Below are 19237 nucleotides of genomic sequence, written 5' to 3'. Positions count from 1 at the left end.
GGTCATTCCAAACATGCCGCACGGGCTGGAGAACCATATGGCTGGACCTCAGGAAAGCGTCAGCATGGCGTTGTTCTGCGACTTCGAGAACGTCGCGCTCGGCGTTCGCGATGCGAAGTACGAAAAATTCGATATCAGACCCGTGCTCGAACGCCTGCTGCTGAAGGGAAGCATCGTCGTCAAAAAGGCTTATTGCGACTGGGACCGCTACAAGGGCTTCAAATCGGCGATGCACGAGGCCAGCTTCGAGATGATCGAGATTCCGCACGTGCGTCAGTCCGGCAAGAATTCCGCCGATATCCGTCTCGTCGTCGATGCACTCGATCTCTGCTACACGAAAGCGCACGTCGATACGTTCGTCATCATCAGCGGCGATTCGGATTTCTCGCCGCTCGTGTCGAAACTGCGTGAGAACGCGAAGAAAGTCATCGGCGTGGGCGTGAAGCAATCGACGTCGGATCTGCTCGTCGCGAACTGCGACGAGTTCATCTTCTACGACGACCTCGTGCGCGAGCAGCAACGCGCCATCGCCAAGCGCGAACAGCGCGATGCGAAGCGCGCGTCCGACGAAGAGCGGCAACCGAAGCAGGAGATGGAATCGCGCAAGTCGCACGCGATCGCGATTACCGTCGAGACCTTCGAGGCGCTCGCATCGGAACGCGGCGAGAGCGGCAAGATCTGGGCATCGGTGCTGAAGAGCGCCATCAAGCGCCGCAAGCCGGGTTTCAGCGAGACGCAATACGGCTTTCGCGCGTTCGGCAATCTGCTCGACGAAGCGCAATCTCGCGGTCTGCTTGAAGTCGGCCGCGACGATAAATCCGGCGCGTTCGTGTTTCGTTCTGCTCACACGGCTCAGGTCGCGCCGATGGACGTGAGACCGAGCGACCCGCCAGCGGTCGCGCCCGCAAAAGAACACGAGGGAGCGGCGAACGGCCGGCGCAAGGAGAAACGCGGCGGGAGAAAGTCTGCACGCGTGGCGGCGCCCGAACCTTTGTTCGTCGTCGAAGAAGCGCCGGCGCCCGTCGAGGTCGAAACGCCCGAGCCGTCGCAGGAACACGCGCCCACTCCCGAGCCTGCACCGAAAAAGCCCGCCGCGCCGCGCCGGTCGCGCAAGACCGCGGCGAAACGAAGCGCCGCCGCCGACGTGCCGCATGAAAGCGCCGCGCCCGTCGCCGAGCCCGATGCCGAAGCGAAGGCGGAGAAGCCATCGCGCACGCCGTCAGCGCGGGGCAACCGCTCGCGCAAGACTGCCGACAAGCCGGTCGAATCGTGATGCCACGGCGCGTCAGCCGGTACGCTGCTCCGCCGTCGCCGACGCATCTTGCTCTTGAACGCGCACGGCGGCGTGCTCTTCGGCGCGCCAGCGCTGCCGCGAGCGATACATCGTCGCGACCGCGATGCGCGCCATCTTCACCCAGCCCGAGTGACGCGGGTCCGCGAGCATGCTGAGCGCGCGCGCATAGTCGAGCGTGAGGCCGGGCGTCCAGGCCATCGTCGCAGCGCGTTTGCGAACTTGCGCGGCGACCCACAACTCGGGCGTCGTCATGATACGCACGAGCGGCTTCCATCCGCCGCCTTTGCCCCACACGCGCGCCGACGCGCCTTCGATCGCCGCTTCCAGCGCCCGCGCCACGGAACTCGAACAGTTGCGGTACGTGAGGTTGTACGTCGTGTCGCGCCGATACTCCTGCCAGAAGCGCGCGAGCCGCGCCGGATCGTAATTGCGGATACGCACCTGCTGCGTCGACGGACACCACGCCTTCGATTCCGTTTCGTAGTCCGGCTGAAAGAGGCCGGGCACGTCGTTCTCGCGCGTCGCGCGCAACGTGCGTGAGAATTCGTCCGGCGACCGGTCGATTTCGACCGCCGGATAGAGGCTGATGTACACGCCCTCGGGCGTCTCCAGCGCCGCATGGCCGGTCGAGATCGTGCCGTTCCTGTCGACGGCGGCGATATAGCGATCGATGATCAATTGCCTGCGCGGTTGCGACTTCGCCGTGCCGACGGGCGTCCACACATGCACCGTCAGCGCGGCTTCGCCGGGCGCGGGCGGGCCGTCCCAGACCGCGCCTGCGAACGATGGCGCGGCGGGCTTCGCGTCGTCGTGAGCGGAGTGGGTTGCACCGTCATCGACGGCGGGATTCGCCGCCATGCGCCGCACGCGCGCCGCGAGCAGGATCATGTTCCAGCCGCCGAAGAAAAGCCCGAACGCGACGCAATACGCGACCGTGCCCGCATAGTGATCCGGATACGGCTGATAGAAGAAGATCGCGATGGCGATCTCGAGCACGCCGCCCGCCATCGCGATACGCCATTTGCGAAAGCGGACCACGCGCGCGGAAATGATCTGGAGCGCGCCATCGACGAGAAAAAGCGTGCCGAAGATGAGCGACAGCACGAAATTGCCGTGCTCGCCGCCGAACAGCACGAGCAGCGCCGAGAGGCAGAAAGTCGCGCCCTTCACGTAGCGCAGCTTGCGCTGGCCGCCCATGCCGGTCCACGCGACGGCCAGCGTGGCGAGGCCTTCGAGCAGCATCAGCAGCACGAAGGGGACGATGGGAAAGTACAGGGAACCGTCGAGCGCGTCGATGAAGATGACGCCGCCGAGCGCGATGCTGAGCAGGCCGAGCGTCATCACCGAGCGCCAGCGCGTGCGCAGATAGTCGACGCCGAGAAGAATCATCACGAGCCGAACCATCGCTTCCTCCGTCTGGTCATTCGACGCCTCGTGCGCGACACGCGCGGCCACACACTATATAAGCCATGGACGGCGGATACGGCAAGAAGCGCAAACCCCAGACGAATGTGCGCGGCGTCGTGCGTGCTGCACGACGCCGCGCGATTTTCACCTACTGCACCGCATGCTTCGCGGCATCTTCGATCACGGCCGCGACCTGCTGCGGCTTCGATTCGTACACGGAATGGCTCGCGCCCGGAATGACCGTGATGTGACTGTGCGCGCGTTCGTAGTACCAGCGTTCGAGATCCGGATTGATGATCTTGTCGCCGCCCGCCACGATGCCCCAGCTCGGTTTCGTCGTCCACGCCGCGGCGGAGAGCGGCGTCGTGAAGACTTGCGCCGCAGTCAGGATCTGCGAGCGCGATTCGAACGTCGCTTGCCTGAGCGGAAGATCGGCGGCGAAGTCTTTCGGGAAGACGGCGGGATTCAGATACGTGTAGCCGTCCGCGGTCTTTTCGACGGCGTTCGTCTGCTTCGCGAGGAAGCTCGGCGTCTTCTTGCCGAGCGCGCCTTCGTCCTCGCCGACGTTCGGCGCATGCGCCGCGACATAGACGAGCCCGGCGACGTTCGGATGCACGCCCGCTTCCGTGATGACCGACCCGCCGTAACTATGACCGACGAGAATCGTCGGACCGTTCTGCAGGTCGAGGACGCGCTTGGTCGCGGCGACGTCCGCGTCGAGCGAGGTGAGTGGCTCCTGCACCATCGTGACGTGATAGCCGTCGCGCGTCAGGATGTCGTAGACCGGCTTCCATCCCGAGCCGTCGACCCATGCGCCATGCACGAGGACGATGTTCTTGATCGGCGCATGCGTTTGCGCGGATACATTCGCCGATGCCAACACGCCAGCCGATAACGCCAGTGCCGACGCGACTTGCAAAATTCGCTTCATGAAAGACTCCGCTAATGCGAACGATGGATCAGCTGCCGAAGAACGGCTGGCAGAAGTCGGCCGGACCGACGCACGCGTTGTTCATCGCGGCATGCTTCGACGCGCTCGCTGCCGATGCGCTCGTGCCGGTCCGTACGCCGCCATAGGCTTGCGATGCGTCGGTGTGTTGCGCGGCGATTTTGCCTTCCGCTGCCTGAATGTCCGCGGGGTAATACGGATCGCTCGCGATCGCGGGGTTATAGCCGGCTTGCTCGACGGCGACGAGATCGGCGCGGACTTGAGCGCGCGTAACGGGGCCGTTCGATTGCGCGAATGCGATCGCGGGCGCGGCGAGCGTGGCGACAACGAGAGAGAGGCTGACGAGGTACTTGTTCATGATCGACTCCAAGGTGGATTGAGTGATGCGATTGATCGGGTATCCGAAATAATGGATGTTCTTCGGTTTCCCTCGATAAGGCCGTTGGTCTGCGTTCGCGTTTCGACCTTGACGACACTGTATCGGCCACGGAACGGCTCGACTACACCTACGAAGGAGCGTGCGTGCACCAACCTTCGATGCATCGATTAAACGTTCGCGTGGCGTGCGCGCCGTGAATCCAGCCGTCTGTCTGATGCGCTCATACGAAGGTGTTAGTTTTCGCGGGCGCAGCCGCCGCGCGCATTAAACCTTGATATAGGCCGGCGCAACCATCGGGCAGTTGGCGCGCGATTTCGGTTTCATTACCTTGGAGTGGCGATGCCGATTCCACGTATTTCTTCGACAAGGAGCCGAACATGGCTGAAGCTGCACTCGCCCTCGATCCGTGGGCGCGAACGATCTTCCTGCTGACATCGTTGAGTGATGGCGCGAGCTTCGAAGCGCCTTCGCCGAGGCGTCCTTTCGCGCAAGGCGGCGATCAACGCGTCGCGGTGAAGCTGATCGAGCGGCCATCGAGCACGACGGCGACGATCGAATGGCGCGACTCGACGCGCTGCTGTTATGGCGATCAGGTGTGGCGTGCGATGCGCGCGCGCACCGTCGGCGTATGCGCGATGAGCGGCGTCGAGATTCGTCGCGGCGATCGTGTTTATGCGCCGAATCCGCGTCCGGTTCCGGGCAATGCGGGCGCGATGATTCTCGCGTCGGTGCTCGATGAGCTGACACCGTCCTGAACTCTCAGACGAAATCAGTCGATGCCGACGCCCCAGAAACGCGTCATGCCGAATCGATCGATCCTGAAGCCCGTCACATTGCCCGCGACCGGCTGATAAACGGTCGCGTGCGCAATCGGCGTGAACGGAACCTGTTCCTTGAAGATTCTCTGCGCTTGCTGATAGCGCGCGGTGCGTGCATCGATATCGAGCGTGGCCCGCGCTTCCTTGATGAGATCGTCGTAGGGCTTGTAGCACCACTTCGCGAAGTTGCCGCCCTTCACGGCGTCGCAGCCGAGGAGCACGCCGAGCCAGTCGTCCGGATCGCCATAGTTGCCGCTCCATCCGATGAGTAGCGCGTCATGCTCGCCGGCGCGCGCACGGCGTACGTACTCGCCCATTTCGTACGTGACGATCTCCGCCTGCACGCCGATCTTCGCCCAGTCCGCCTGAATCATCTCCGCCATGAGCCGCGCGTTCGGGTTGTACGCGCGTTGCACCGGCATCGCCCATAGCCTGAGTTTGAGTCCGTTCGCGTGACCCGCTTGCGCGAGCAACGCTTTCGCGCGTGCCGGATCGTACGGCGCGTCGCGAATGCCGAAGTCGTAGCCCCATTGCATCGGCGGCATCGGATTGGTTGCGGCGCGCGCGGTGCCTTGATAGACGGCGTCGAGTATCGCGTGCTTGTCGATCGACATGTCGAGCGCGCGGCGCACGGTCACGTCGTCGAGCGGCGCTCTGGACGTGTTGTAGGCGAGATAGCCCAGATTGAACCCCGGTTGATTCACGTCTTGCAGGCGCGCGTCTTTCCTGATCGACGCGATGTCGGCGGGACGCGGATAGCTCATCACCTGACATTCGCCCTGCCTGAGCTTTTGCAGGCGCACCATCGGATCGGTGGTGATCGCGAACGTCAGCGATTTCAGCCGGACGATGTTCGCCTTCCAGTATTGCGTGTTGCCCGCGAAGCGGATCGTCGCGTCTTTCGCGTAGTCGATAAACACGAAAGGACCGGTGCCGACCGGATGCCAGTTGATGTCGCTCGCGCGGCCCGCGGCGAGCAGCTTGTCGGCGTATTCGCGCGAGAGTATCGACGCGAAGGGCATCGCCATTTTCTGCAGGAAAGGCGCATCGATTCGTGCGAGCGTGAAGCGCACCGTATAGGGATCGGGCGCGTCGATGCGCTCGATGTTCGTCGCGAGACCGAGGTCGCGGAAATACGGAAACGACACGGGATAAGCGCGGCGAAACGGATGCTGTGCATCGCGCATGCGCTCGAACGTGAACACGACGTCGTCGGCGTTGAATTCGCGCGTCGGCGTGAAGTAGCCAGTCGTATGAAACTTGACGCCGTGGCGCAGATAAAACGTGTATTGAAGGCCATCCGGTGAGCGTTCCCACGACTGCGCGAGCCCCGGCTCGATATCGCCGTTTTCCCGATCGAACTCCACGAGCCGGTTGTAGACGGTATAGCCCGCCGCGCTCGCTTCGATCGACGACGTGAATTGCGCATCGTCGAATCCGGCGGGGCTGGCTTCGGAGCAGTACACGAGGCTTTTGTCGGGCACGCGCTGCTGCGCGGCGGCGAAATCGGCAATGCAGGCTTGCGCGACCAGCAGCGCATGAATCGCCCGCCATGCGTGCTTGCTTTTGCCTGTCATATGCGTGGCCTCGCAGTGTGCCGATGGCGAATGCAGTATAGGCAGCGCAGCACGCTCTTACAATTTGCGCACGGCATGCGCGCTTCGCATGACGAACGTTCGACCATCGCGCATGAGCGCGCGAGTCGGTATAGCATGCATCGCATGAAGATACTGTTGACCGGACCGGCGGGGCTGTTTCGCGAGGGCGTCGCGGCGCTCCTGCGGGGATTCGCGCAGGATGCCGAAGTGCACGCGGCCGACCGTCTTCCCGATCGATGGCCGGACGAACGCAAGCCCGATTGCATCGTCATGGACGGCGATCGTCTGAACGATGTCCGCGCGCAACTCGACGCCGCGCGCGAACGTGTCGGAACGACGCCCGTGATCGTGCTGTTGAGCATGGCCACGCGCGAGCAAGTCGATGAACTGATCGCGACGGGCGTCGCCGGATGTGTCGAGAAATCCGCTTCGGCAGAGCTTCTTTTTGGTGCGATCGGTCTCGTGCTGGCAGGCGGCGTTTCGCTGCCGCGCTCGCTGCTTTCGTCGGAGAGAAGCGAATTGCGCATGCCGTCCGGAAACGTCGCGCCGGACCCGAACCTGCATCTGACGCCGCGTCAGCTCGAAGTGCTCGCGCTGCTCGCGCGCGGACGCTCCAACAAGACGATCGCGCGCGAACTCGATATCGCCGAGGCCACGGTCAAGACGCATCTCACGACGATATTCAAGGCGCTGAACGTATCGAGCCGTGGCGAAGCGAGCGTGGTTGCGGCGCGCATGGCGAAGATCCGCGAGACGCAGGTCGATCACGCCATCAGCGGTCAGCTTCCGGTCGCGCGCCTGCTCGCCAGAATGGAAAGCCAGCGTTTCCGGCCCGGCGAAGTGCTGTTTCGCAAAGGCGATCCGAGCGGCCAGATGTTCTACGTCGAGAAGGGCACGGTGCGGCTTTCGGAGCTCGGCATCGAACTGGGCGCGGGCACGGTGCTCGGCGAAATCGGGCTCTTTTCGCCGGAGCATCGGCGCACGTCGACGGTGATCTGCAAGACGGACTGCGAGATGCGAACCGTTTCCGCCGCCGATGCCATTCGGCTCTACTATCAGGAGCCCGAATTCGCGCTTTATCTGGTCCAGCTCATCGCGAGCCGGCTACAGGCCGACAAGGATCGAGGCGCTTAGGAACGCTTCCGTACATAGTGCGGAAAAGGCGCCTTGCTATTCACCGATGCAATGACTACGTTATGGTGTGCGGCAGACATTTCGTGACCCGAAACATCGGACGCGAGTAAAAGATGCCGGGCGTCGCGGCCATTCAAATCATCATCAAACACCGCGCGAGACCCGCGTCTGCCGTCCTGCTGCGCTTGATGCGATCTCGGTGAGAGCATGGGCCATCCGTTATCGAACGGACGCGCCGTCGATCGGTCTTGAAAGTATGAACGCGGAACTTGCCGGTACGGCCAATGTGTTGCAACGCGTCGTGCGTACGGTCCTGTTCGCCGATCTCGTCGAGTCGTGCCGGCTCGCCGAAGCGGACGAAGCGGGAACGGCCGCGCGCTGGCGCAATCTGCGCGCGGTCATTGAAAACCGCATCGTGCCGGAGCATCAGGGGCGGCTGATCCGCACCGAAGGCGACGGCCTCATGATGCTGTTCGAGCACGCGTTGCCGGCGGCGCGTTGCGCGCTCGACATTCAGGCGGCGTGCAGGGCGAGCGCGGCCGATCGCGGCGACGGCAACGCCGCGGCCGAGCCGCTCATGTTGCGCGAGAGTCTGCACGAGACCGAGCTTTTCGCGGACGAGCGGGACGTCTACGGACGCGGCGTGAATCTGGCCGCGCGTCTCTACAACCTCGCCGGACCCGGCGAAATCGTGATGTCGGATTGCGTGCAAGCGCGGCTCGCGGGCGTTTTCGACGCGTGCATCGAGGATCTCGGCGAGTGTCATCTGCGGCATCTGGCGCATCCGGTGCACGCGTTCCGTCTCGGCGGACCGGGGCCGCGTCCGGTGATCGCGCCGAACGCCATCGGCGCGGCGGTGCTGCGGCCTTCGATCGCGGTGATTCCGTTCGCGTCGCGCTGCCTCGACGCGAGCCATGACGTGCTCGGGGAGATTCTTGCCGACGACATCATCATCGGTCTCTCGGGCAGCGACGAACTGCGCGTGATCTCTCGGCTATCCACGAGCGCGTTGCGTGACCGGAGCGCGAACGCGTCGCAGGCGGGCGCGCTGCTCGATGCGCGCTACGTGCTGTCGGGCGCGTATCGCACGCATGGCGGCAAGATCGTGCTCGCCGTCGAACTCGCCGATACCAAACTCGCTTGCGTCGTCTGGGGCGAAACGCTCACCGACAGCATCGACGCCGTCATCGCGGGCGAAAGCACGCTCGTCGCGCACATTCATACGTCGGTTGGCACGCGGATCGTGTCGCACGAGCTCGAACGCACGCGCAGCCAGTCGCTGCCGACGCTCGAAAGCTCGACCTTGCTGCTCGGCTCGATTGCGCTGATGCATCGCGGCGTGCGCGACGAATTCGAGCGCGCCGGCCAGATGCTCGACGTGCTCGCGGAACGCGCGCGCGGCCAGGCGACGCCTTACGCATGGCTCGCGAAATGGCACGTGCTGCGCTTCAATCGCGGCTGGACGACGGACCGCGTCGGCGAGGCGCATTCCGCGCTCGCCTGCTCGCGGCGCGCGCTCGACGCCGATTCGCGCTCGTCGATGGCGCTCGCGGTCGAAGGTTTCGTCCGCACGAATCTGCTCAAGCAGCTCGATGCCGGCGAGGATTGCTACGAGCGCGCGCTGGAGGCGAATCCCAACGATTCGCTCGCGTGGCTGCTCAAGGGAACGCTTCATGCATTCAAGGGCGAGGGCGACGAAGCCGTCGCGGCGACGGGACATGCGCTCGCGCTCTCGCCGCTCGATCCGCTGAAGAGTTTCTACGAGTCGCTCTGCGCGACGGCGGCGCTTTCCGCGCGCCAGTACGAGCGCGTGATCGAACTCGCGGAGCATTCGCTGCGCAACGGGCCGAATAACACGTCGACCTTGCGCGCGCTCGCGATCGCGCAGGCGGAACTCGGTCTCGTCGACGATGCGCGGCTCACGATCCGCAAGGTGCTCGCGATCGAGCCGCATCTCACCGTGCGCGGCTTTCTGGAGCGTTCGCCGAGCGCGGCGTTCGAGACGGGCCGCATCTGGTCGGACGCGCTGCGGCGCGCGGGTTTGCCGTTGCAGTAGCCCGCAGGCATTCCTGACGAAGCAAAGAGGTGAACAAATGGCGACTCTCGGCGGAGTGGGCGGCGTAGGCGGCGTAGGTGGCGTGGGCGGAGTGGGCGGCGTGGGCGGCGTGGGCGGCGTCGGAGGAGTGGGAGGCGTCGGCGGAGTCGGCAGCGCCGACATGCTCGGCGGCGCCGAATCGCAGACGATGGGTCTCATCGGCCATCGCGATGGCATCTGCGGGCCGTGGCAGCCGGGTCAGCCGTTTGGGATCAATCCCGAAGAGGACGAATTCCGGACGGACGCGAACGGCAATCCCGTTCGCAATCTCGACGACAACGGCCAGCTCTGGCGCTGGGACGACTGGGTGCGGGCGAGCGTGTTCGACTTCGAACTGGTGTCGAATCTCGCCTTCACGCTCTCGCCAAAGGATGCGGAAGAGGAGGCTGGCGGGACCGGCGTGACGCTGTGGGATCGCGGTTTCAGGATCGACCCGAACGACACCGCGCCCAAGTTCGATCCGCCCAAGCTGATCGTTCAGATGCATCGGCCGGGCAAGGACGTGTTCGTCAAGCAGCTCACGTTCATGGATCGCTACTCCGACCTGCGCGCCGAACGGGCCAATGAAACGCTGCTGCAGATGGGACCGCAAGCAGCCTTCTGGAGCTCGATTCTTTTCCTGAGTCCGCAGCGCACGCCGAAGACGCTCGAACTGCTCGCGACGGCGGTGCGTTTCGCGATCGCCGTGGAAATGCGTTTCAAGCACGCGCTCGCGTGCAGCCGCGCGATCGACTATTCGCCGCAAGTTCAGCCGATGATCCCGACGCCCGGCCACGGCTCGCTGCCGAGCGGACATTCGACGCAGGCGTACATCGTCGCGGGCGTGATGAACGATTTCTTCCGAGATTTACGCAACGCGCCGATGGCGACCGGCGCGCAGCCGTCGACGGCGCTGCACACGCAGCTTTACGCGCAGGCGCGGCGCGTCGCGCTCAACCGCACGATCGCGGGCGTGCACTTCCCGGTGGACACGGCGGCGGGGCATCTGCTCGGGACGACGCTCGCGGAGTATTTCGTGCATCGCTGCAAGATTGACGGCGATCGGGGCACCTTCACGCCGCGCACGTTCCGGGGCGACCAGTTCGACGGCGAAGAGGACTTCAACGATCAGGAGCCGCTCCTCTGGCCCGCCAACGCCACCGCCGCGCAGCAGACCGATCCGCCGACGATGGTGTCCCCCGATTACCCGCATATCTGGCTCGGCAAGCCGAAGCCGACGGGCGCAGGCTCGCCGATTCTCGCCTGGCTATGGAACGAGGCGAAGAACGAGTGGAACGGCAAGGGCTTGAGCGGAAATCGCGTGCCGACATGAACGCGATCTGGCAGGTCCATTCGGATGCCACGCCGCTGCTGGACGAAACCGAAGCCGGCGTGCTGGGCGTAACGCGCGCCGATCCATACCTCGTGTGGGCCGTTCTCACGCGATTCGCAGACCTGGGCGGCCCGCCGCCGGGCTTCGTGCCGATCGCCATCGAGACGGCGCAGGGCACGACGGCGCGCAAGCTCGCCGAGACGGTGCAGGGCAAGAGCGGGATATGGATGTCGGCGCTCTATCGTCATCCGGCCGCGGGTCTCGAAAACACGCGCTTTTGCACCGCGTTCGTGACGGCGGCGTTTCTCGATCATCTGAAGACCGATCTCGCCGGCATGATCGAGCGCTTCACGCTCGCGATGCCGGTGCTGGCCGGCGAGCCGCCGCGCAGCGATCCCGTGCCGGTCACGAATCAGGACAAGCTCGCTCACGCGCCGCGTCGCCATGGCGCGCCCAAGGTCGTCGTGGTCGGCGCATGCGACGACGCCATCGCGTTCGCGCACGCGCATTTTTACGCCGATGCAGCCGGCACGGACTCGCGCGTGCGCTGTTTCTGGAATCAGGACGATCCGGCCAACGACGCGCAAGGGCTCGGATACGGGCGCGAGTTCCTCTCGGCGGACATTCACAAGCGGATGAACGACGCGCGGCGCGACGGCGTAATCGACGAAGAGGCGCTCTATCGCGATGCGGGCGCGACGGCGCTCGCCCGCGGATGGACGCACGGCACCGCGACGCTGGACCTCGCCGCGGGCGTCGATTTGCGGCGGCCCGATCTTTCGGCGCCGAATCCGAATCGAGCGCCGGATCCGCCGCCCGAACTGGTCGCCGTGCAATTCCGTCAGCCGGGCCGGACCGTGCGCGACACGTCCGGCCTCTGGCTCGACGCGCAGGCGCTCGATGCGTTGCGCTACATCATCGCGCGCACGCGGGACATTGCCGGCGATGTGAGCCGCGCGTTCATCAATATGAGCTATGGCTATTTCGCCGGTCCGCACGACGGCACGTCGATGCTCGAATGCGCGATGGACGAGCTCTCGCAAACGCAAGCCTGCTCGATCACGCTCCCGGCGGGCAACAGCAATCTCGACCGCTGTCACGGCACGCTGTCCATCGCAAAGGACGCGACAAAAGAACTGCGCTGGCGCGTGTTGCCCGAGTGTCTGACGCCGAGTTTCGTCGAAATCTGGCTGCCCGATATAGGAGATTCGAACATCGAAGTCGCGGTGCGGCCGCCCGGCGGCGGCGCGAGCGCGGGAATCCAGCCCGGCAGCGTCGCCGCCTGGACGCTCGGCAGCGAGCGCCTGTGCACGGTCGTGCATCTCGGCCGCGGCGCGCGCGGCAAACCGCCGATGATTCTCGTCGCGCTCGCGCCGACGATGACGCGCGACCCGAACCGGCGCCCTGCGCCGAGCGGCGACTGGATGATCGAGCTGAAGAATGCCAACCAGAACAGTGACATCGAAGTCCAAGCCTGGGTGCAGCGCAACGAGACGCCCTTCGGCTTCCCCGTACGCGGACGCCAGTCCCGCTTCGACGACGATGCTTACGTGCGCTTCGACAAATACACCGCGCCGCAGGACTACGACGGCCCCAATCCGCCGAGCTGGATCCGTCGCGAGGGCACGCTCAGTTCGATCGCGACGGGCTTTCAGACGTGCGTCGTCGGCGGCTATCGCAAGCAGGACCTGGCCACCGCGCCTTACTCCTCGTCGGGCTTCGACCGCGCGGGCAAGCCGCCCGATCGCGCCGGGCCCGACGTGGCCGCCGTATCGGATCGCTCGATCATCCGCAAAGGCGTGATGGCGGCGGGCACGCGCAGCGGCTCGGCGCTTGCGTTCGAGGGCACGAGCGCCGCCGCGCCGCAAATCCTGCGCAAGATCGCCGTGTCGCCGCCCCAGGGCGCCACCTTTTCGACGACGCCCCGTCAAGACACGCGCAACAAGGCGACGTTGCAGACGATCACGTCCGCCGGCGTCACCGAGCAAGGCCGCAAGCTCGACGCGGACGAGCGGGGCCGGCGCGTGTCGCAGGGCAACGTCGGCGCGGGCATCGTGAAAACGCCGCCGACGGACATCGAAGACCGCTGACGCCCGCTCATTCGTGCGCTTCTAGCGCGAGCAGATTCAGCACGATCAGGATCGCGTCGCGGTTCTCCGGCGCGATCGCGATGCCGAGCGTGTCCTCCATCCAGCGGCCGATTTTCGTCGCGGCGAAGGATTTCGGCGTCGCTTTCTTCTTCATCGTCACGCCGAGCTTGCGGGCGCGATAGTGATACGACGGCACCTCGTACCGGTCCGCGACGGCCTTGAGCCCGCCCTTGCGTTCGCCGCACGCGCCGAGACTCCCCGCGAGGACGATCCGGTCCGGCGCATCGAGCGCCGCGACGAACGCGCGCGCGAGACCGCGCACGTCCGCCTCGCTCAGACCGAATTCGGCGAGCGCGGCTGCCACCGGATCGTCGGGAGCGTGCGCGCGCGAATCGACTTCGGCCTGCACGCCGTCGATCTCGATCGACAGATTGCGCTGCAGGCTCGCGCTGCGCAGACAGTCGATCAGGAAGCGGCGAAAGTACGCGCACAGCGCATGCGCCGTGGACGGCGCGCTCTCCGGCGACGCGTGCGACGGGCGCTGCTCGAAGTCGAGCCGCAACACGCGCGAGAAGAAGAATTGCGAGATCAGCTCCTCCTTGTCCTCGGGCAGTCCGCGCAACTCCGACGGGTAATAGCCGCGCAGCGCCGCCAACACCAGCTTGTAGATCTGGCCGATTTCGCTGTCGGAGAGACTCGTCCGGCGATGCCACAGTTCGGCGAGCGTCGACGTTTCGAGCGCGAAGGCGCTTGCGTCGCGATGAGTCAGCGCGTCCATGATGACGCTCCCGTTCCCCTGAATCCTCTGTGCGTGAACATGGCCCCTCCTGCGTTTGCTGCGCCGCCCGGCGCGTGGCCCGAGGCGTGTCGGCTTTTCAGCCGTTCCTGCGAGCCGGCGCTTTCAAATTAGTCACGGCGGGGCGCGCGCAAAATCGGCTGGATGGCCTACATCGAAAGTCGTAGAAAGGGGATGGCCATAAAGTTTTCGGCTGACCGGCCGATAGCGCATGAGGAATCGAGCGCCGGGCGTCATCTCGGCGTGGGCCTGAGGCGGTCGAACCGCAAGAAAAAGCAGTCGCAAAAGACTGACAAGAAACGAGAGAGGGCCGATGACTGGTGTCTACAATCCGCTGCTGGTCTGCCTGTCGCTGGTGGTCGCGTTCCTCGCGTCCTACACGGCGATGGAGCTGTCCGGCGGCCTGAATGCGCTTGCGAGCGCGAAACGCCGCCCCGCCTGGCTTGCCGGCGGCGCGGTGTCGATGGGCGTCGGCATCTGGTCGATGCACTTCATCGGCATGCTCGCGTTCTCGCTGCCGATTTCCGTCGGCTACGACGTGTCCATCACGGCGGCGTCGCTCGTGCTCGCGATCGGCGTGTCGTTCATCGCGCTCGCCACCGCGAGCCGGGGCGCGCTATCGTGGCCGCGCCTCGTCGTCGGCGGCACGATCATGGGCGTCGGCGTCGCGGCGATGCACTTCACCGGCATGCGCGCGATGGAGATGTCGCCGGGAATCGACTACACGGTCTGGAAAGTGGCGCTGTCGGTCGCGGTCGCGATCTTCGCGTCGATGGCCGCGCTCTGGCTCGCGTTCACGCTGCGCGCGTCGAACGTGGAGAACCGCGTCGTCAAGCGGCTCGGCGCGGCGATCATCATGGCGGTCGCCATCACCGGCATGCACTATCTGGGCATGGACGCGGCCAATTTCGCGCCGGGCAGCCTCTGCCTCGCCGATGCCAAACTCGACGCGAACTGGCTCGCGCTCGTCGTCACGGCGATGTCGTTCACCGTGCTCGTCGGCACGCTCGCGCTGTTCGCGCTCCACACGAGCAGCCTGTCGATCTCGCTGAAGCGCGCGAACCGGCAACTGCGCTATCTCGGCACGCACGACGCGCTCACGAGGTTGCCGAACCGCCAGCAACTCACGCTGCGCATCGCGCAGGCGATCGAAGACGGCGCGCGCCGCGCGTCGCCGTTCGCGGTGCTCTTCATCGATCTCGACGGCTTCAAGTCGATCAACGATTCGCTCGGTCATGGCGTCGGCGACGATCTGCTGCAGGTATGCGCCGAGCGTCTGCGCGAGGATTTGCGCCATACCGACATGGTCGCGCGGCTCGGCGGCGACGAATTCGTGATCGTGGTCGGGAACGCGGCGGACACCTCGGCGGCAATGACGGTCGCCAATGGCGTGCTGGGGCGTCTCTCGCAGGAGATCGTCGTCAACGGCTTGCCGCTGCGCGTGAGCGCGAGCATCGGCATTGCGTTTCATCCGCGCGACGGCGCGAACGCCGACGAACTGCTCCACAGCGCCGACGCCGCCATGTACGCCGCGAAGCAGAGCGGGCGCAATACGGTCCGCGTGTTCGAGCCGCAGATGAATCACACGGCGCTCAGGTCGCTGATCCTTCAACGTGACCTGCATCGCGCGTTGAGCGACGACCAGTTGAGCCTGTCGTTTCAGCCGAAGTTCAGCGTCGCGTCGCAATCGGTGACGGGCGTCGAGGCGCTGATTCGCTGGCGTCATCCGGAACTCGGCGAAATCGCGCCGCTCGAATTCATTCCGATCGCCGAGCGCTCCGGCCTCATCGTCGAAATCGGCGACTGGGTGTTGCGCGAAGTGTGCCGCAACATCGCGCGATGGGACGCGGACGGCCTGCCGGCGATCTCGGTCTCGGTGAATCTGTCGCCGATCCAGTTCAACGTGCCCGATCTCGTCGCGCGCGTCGATGCGCTGATCGCCGCGTCCGGCGTCGATCCGTCGCGCCTCATGTTCGAGATCACCGAATCGACGGCGATGCAGAACATCGAACGGACGAGCCGCACGATCGAGGCGCTGCAAGCGCGCGGCTACGCCGTGGCCATCGACGATTTCGGCACCGGGTATTCGAGCCTCTGTTATCTGCAGCGCTTTCGTTTCGATCAGATCAAGATCGACGGCTCCTTCGTGCGCGATCTCGATTCGTCCGGGCAGCGCGGCAGCGCGTTGCTGTCGGCGGTCGTGACGCTCGCGCGCGCGTTGCAGATCGAGGTCGTCGCGGAAGGCGTCGAAACGCAGTCGCAATTCCGCACGCTCGGCGAACTCGAATGCGATCAGATGCAGGGTTTTCTGCTGAGCCGGCCGATGCCCGCGGCGGAACTTCCGGGCTTCTTGAGCAGCATGGCGGGACGGATCGTCGCGTCCGGCCGCGCCTGCGCCGCGCCTATCGGCTGACGCGCGGCGCGCCCGCCCACAACGCGATCGCGCTCAGATTGTCCGCGCCGGCGGGCGCGTTGCGGCGCGCACGAGCCGCGAGCGCGGCGAGCCAGCTTGCGGCGTCGCCGGCATCGTCGATCGAATCGATCATCGACGCTTCGTCGAGATGTTCCCAGAAGCCGTCGCTGCAGACGAGAAACGCGTCGCCATCCTCGATCGGAAAGGGCACGCGCGCGGCTTCGATCTTCAGTTCGTCGTCGGTGCCGAGCGCCGTGTGCATCACGCTGCGCAGCCGGTATGGCTGCGCGCTGCCCTGATCGAGCGTCTGCAGGACGATGCGTCCGTTCCTGAAACAGTAGATGTGCGTGTCGCCGCAATGCGCCCAGTTCGCGTGTGCGCCTTGCAGGTCGATCGTGAGGATCGCGGCGGTCGAGCGCATGCGTTCGCGCGTGCCGCCGGCCGATTGCGCATCGACGATCGCGCGGTTCGCGGCGAGCATCGCATCGGCGAGTTGTCCCGTTTCGACGCTCTCGCCGCGCGTCGCGCAATCGCGCAGCACGTCGCGCATGGTGTCGACGACGAGTTGCGCCGCGACGTCGCCGCCGCCGAGACCGCCCGCGCCATCGGCGACGATGCCCGCGATCAGCCGGCGATGCGCGACCAGCACGAGCCGGTCTTCGTTGCTGTTGCGACCGCCCGGATCGGTGAAGCTGGCGAGATCGAATCGCATGGGGCTACCTTGAAGGCTTGTCATGGTTGGCGAACGTCGATGAGCGATGCGCGGGCCTTCCGCGCGGGCTACGCGATCAAGACGAACGCGCGTCCGCACTTTTGAAACTCAAGGCGCGAGCCAGCCACGGCGAATCGGCCACGACGCGGCCTTGCGATAGAGCGCAATCAGCAAGCGCATCAGCGCTTCTCCGGCACGCGCCCAGAGCGGCGCGACGAGCGCATACGCGATGCACGCGACACCGATTGCGCCCGCCATATCGAGCGGAAAATGCACGCCGATGCGGACCCGCGCCCACGCGACCGCGACGCCCGCGAGCGCGGCAAGCAGGCCGTCATGCCAGAGACGCGCAAGCAGCAATGTCAGCGCGACGCTGGCGAAGAGCGTCCCGTGATCGCTCGGAAACGACGAATCGGGCACATGCTCGATGAACGTATGGCCGAGGCCGATCATGAACGGCCGCGGATGCATCCACAGCATGCCGATCAGCTGATTGAGCCCGAGCGCGAGGAACGTGACGCAGCACGCGCGCACGGCCGCGCCGCGTTGAAGGCGGCCGCCGAAGAGCCACATGAACGCGAGCAGCACGGGAATGAGATAAACGAGATCTTCGGCGATGGCGATGGCAACGTCGATTTGCCATAGCGGCGTGGCGGCTCGCGCGTTGATCGCAAGGAACCACGCGCGGTTGAGCGCTTCGAGTGCATTCATGCGGCAGTTTCGCTGGTTACGATGATCCGGCCGATCGTATCCGGCGAAACTTATGCGACCCTTAGCCGTGGCTCGCGCGCGCTATTTGCCCTTTGAATTCTGCGCGATGGCTTCGTCGGTTTCCCAGCCGCCGCCGAGCGCGCGAAAGAGGTTGACCTGATCGATCGCGACCTGACCTTCGGCGGCCGCGACCTGCGCCGCGACGCCGGTGAGCGTGCGCGTCGCATCGAGATCGTTGAGGAAGGACTCGCGTCCCGCGCGATACAGGCGATTCGTCTCATCGGCGGATTCGATCGCCGATTTATACGCGGTGCGCAATGCATCGGCGCGCGTGGTGTCGGATGCGTAGGTCGCGAGGCTGCTTTGCGTTTCCTGCAGCGCCTTCAGCACGACGCCGTCGAAATGCGCGAGCGCGCCGCGCGCCGATGCTTCCGCCTGCGTCACGCGCGCGCGCTGACCGTTGATCGGAAAGCTCCAACTGATGAGCGGCCCGAACGCCCAGCGGTTCGTGTTCGCGCCGAACAAGTCTTCCGCGATGCCGACGGAACCCACCGATGCGCCGAGACTCACCGACGGATACAGCGCCGCCGTCGCGACGCCGATGCGCGCCGTCGACGACGCGAGCTGCCGTTCGGCCTGACGCACATCGGGACGGCGCTTCAGCAGCGCAGCGCCATCGCCGACGGGAATCGGCGCGCGCAGCTTCGGCAGCTTCTTGCAGGCGAGCGCGGCTTTGGGCAAATCGGACGGCGCGCGCGCGAGCAGCATCGCGAGCCGATACTGCGCGACGCGGCGGCGCGCGACGAAGCGCGGAATGTCGGCGGCGAGCGTATCGGCCTGAGTCTGTCCGCGCGTGACTTCCGACTGATTGCCGCGGCCCGCGTCGCGCAAACGCTGCGTGAGCTTCACGCGCTCTTTCTGCAGGTTGAACGACTTCTGCGCGATCTCCAGCTCTTCGCCCGCCGAGCACGATTCGACATACGCGCGCACGACATCCGCGACCACCGTGATGCGCGCGAGATCCTGCGCGGCCTCGACGGCTTCGTCGTCCGCGTTCGCTGCTTCGACACCGCGCTTCAGCTTGCCGAAGAGATCGATCTCGTAGGAAATGGACAGATCGAGCGCGCCTTCGTTGACGACCGGAAGCTTCTCCGACAACAGATATTGCTCGGCCGATTCCTGCGCGCGCTGAAACGCGGCCGAGGTCTTGCCGGAGAATCCGCCTTGCTTGTTCGCGAACTCGACTTCGGCGCGCGAACGCGCGAGATTCGCGGCGGCGACGCGCAAATCCGTATTCGATGCGAGCGCCTGCGTGACGAGCTGATCGACGACGGGATCGTCATAGAGACGCCACCATTTCGCGGGCACTTCGCCTTGCGTGACGGGCGCGCGATCCGCGCCGTCGATGGCCGCGTTCGCGTAGGGCGCCTTGATCGCGGCGTTATCGGGCAGCGTGTAGTTCGGTCCGAGGGTCGTGCAGCCGAAGAGCGCGAAGGCCGACGAAGCCGCGATGGCGATCGCTTTCATGA

15 protein-coding genes are annotated in these 19237 nt (G+C 65.6%); 7 read left to right on the top strand and 8 right to left on the bottom strand.

Annotation, left to right across the window (positions count from 1 at the left end; genetic code table 11):
• Positions 1-37 precede the first annotated feature (37 nt).
• A complete protein-coding gene (locus QCE49_RS22910) occupies positions 38-1273 on the top strand; it encodes an NYN domain-containing protein (RefSeq protein ID WP_250459923.1) in 1236 nt (411 codons plus the stop codon).
• A 12-nt stretch (positions 1274-1285) separates the two neighbouring features.
• Here the strand turns inward: QCE49_RS22910 and QCE49_RS22905 are convergent, their stop codons facing one another.
• From QCE49_RS22905 to QCE49_RS22895, 3 genes are all read right to left on the bottom strand, one after another.
• A complete protein-coding gene (locus QCE49_RS22905) occupies positions 1286-2698 on the bottom strand; it encodes an HdeD family acid-resistance protein (protein WP_033536287.1) in 1413 nt (470 codons plus the stop codon).
• 151 nt (positions 2699-2849) lie between these two features.
• Positions 2850-3632: an alpha/beta hydrolase gene (locus tag QCE49_RS22900; protein WP_175981129.1), complete on the bottom strand. Its 783-nt coding sequence runs from the start codon at positions 3630-3632 to the stop codon at positions 2850-2852.
• 28 nt (positions 3633-3660) lie between these two features.
• A complete protein-coding gene (locus tag QCE49_RS22895) occupies positions 3661-4008 on the bottom strand; it encodes a DUF4148 domain-containing protein (RefSeq protein ID WP_008348393.1) in 348 nt (115 codons plus the stop codon).
• A gap of 398 nt (positions 4009-4406) precedes the next feature.
• On the opposite strand from QCE49_RS22895, the gene QCE49_RS22890 reads away from it, so the two are divergent.
• Entirely contained in the window at positions 4407-4784 is a 378-nt protein-coding gene (locus tag QCE49_RS22890; protein ID WP_008348391.1) for a DUF3331 domain-containing protein, read from the top strand.
• Positions 4785-4798: 14 nt separating this feature from the next.
• Here the strand turns inward: QCE49_RS22890 and QCE49_RS22885 are convergent, their stop codons facing one another.
• On the bottom strand, positions 4799-6424 hold the full coding sequence (locus QCE49_RS22885; RefSeq protein WP_250457316.1) for an ABC transporter substrate-binding protein: 1626 nt from the start codon (positions 6422-6424) through the stop codon (positions 4799-4801).
• 144 nt (positions 6425-6568) lie between these two features.
• Between QCE49_RS22885 and QCE49_RS22880 the strand changes: the two genes are divergently transcribed.
• The 4 genes from QCE49_RS22880 to QCE49_RS22865 all read left to right on the top strand — a co-directional run bounded on the left by QCE49_RS22880 (position 6569) and on the right by QCE49_RS22865 (position 13076).
• Positions 6569-7579, top strand: coding sequence for a LuxR C-terminal-related transcriptional regulator (locus tag QCE49_RS22880; protein ID WP_250457318.1), 1011 nt, complete (start codon positions 6569-6571; stop codon positions 7577-7579).
• A 256-nt stretch (positions 7580-7835) separates the two neighbouring features.
• A complete protein-coding gene (locus tag QCE49_RS22875; RefSeq protein WP_250457320.1) occupies positions 7836-9635 on the top strand; it encodes an adenylate/guanylate cyclase domain-containing protein in 1800 nt (599 codons plus the stop codon).
• Positions 9636-9672: 37 nt separating this feature from the next.
• The gene (locus QCE49_RS22870) at positions 9673-10986 is read left to right on the top strand and encodes a phosphatase PAP2 family protein (protein ID WP_051996625.1); all 1314 of its coding nucleotides are present in this window, start codon (positions 9673-9675) and stop codon (positions 10984-10986) included.
• A complete protein-coding gene (locus QCE49_RS22865; protein WP_250457321.1) occupies positions 10983-13076 on the top strand; it encodes a hypothetical protein in 2094 nt (697 codons plus the stop codon). Before QCE49_RS22870 ends, QCE49_RS22865 begins: the two co-directional genes overlap by 4 nt.
• Before the next feature lie 7 nt (positions 13077-13083).
• On the opposite strand, the gene QCE49_RS22860 is transcribed toward QCE49_RS22865, so the two are convergent.
• Positions 13084-13854 (bottom strand): hypothetical protein, encoded by a 771-nt coding sequence (locus QCE49_RS22860; RefSeq protein WP_008348380.1) that lies wholly within the window; start codon positions 13852-13854, stop codon positions 13084-13086.
• A gap of 331 nt (positions 13855-14185) precedes the next feature.
• Here QCE49_RS22860 and QCE49_RS22855 point away from each other — a divergent pair, with 331 nt between their 5' ends.
• Positions 14186-16285, top strand: coding sequence for a bifunctional diguanylate cyclase/phosphodiesterase (locus QCE49_RS22855; RefSeq protein WP_250457322.1), 2100 nt, complete (start codon positions 14186-14188; stop codon positions 16283-16285).
• Here QCE49_RS22855 and QCE49_RS22850 read toward each other — a convergent pair.
• The 3 genes from QCE49_RS22850 to QCE49_RS22840 form a co-directional block, all read right to left on the bottom strand.
• On the bottom strand, positions 16275-16997 hold the full coding sequence (locus QCE49_RS22850; protein WP_250457324.1) for a PP2C family serine/threonine-protein phosphatase: 723 nt from the start codon (positions 16995-16997) through the stop codon (positions 16275-16277). The genes QCE49_RS22855 and QCE49_RS22850 overlap by 11 nt on opposite strands.
• 108 nt (positions 16998-17105) lie before the next feature.
• The gene (locus QCE49_RS22845; protein ID WP_250457326.1) at positions 17106-17708 is read right to left on the bottom strand and encodes a phosphatase PAP2 family protein; all 603 of its coding nucleotides are present in this window, start codon (positions 17706-17708) and stop codon (positions 17106-17108) included.
• Positions 17709-17789: 81 nt separating this feature from the next.
• On the bottom strand, positions 17790-19235 hold the full coding sequence (locus tag QCE49_RS22840) for an efflux transporter outer membrane subunit (protein ID WP_409017426.1): 1446 nt from the start codon (positions 19233-19235) through the stop codon (positions 17790-17792).
• Between the last annotated feature and the right edge of the window lie 2 nt (positions 19236-19237).

Origin of the sequence: Caballeronia sp. LZ008, assembly GCF_031451435.1 — a bacterium.
GTDB classification, from domain to species: Bacteria; Pseudomonadota; Gammaproteobacteria; order Burkholderiales; family Burkholderiaceae; genus Caballeronia; species Caballeronia zhejiangensis.
The sequence above is the reverse complement of the archived record's forward strand: the minus strand, read 5'-3'. Positions and strand labels throughout refer to the sequence as shown.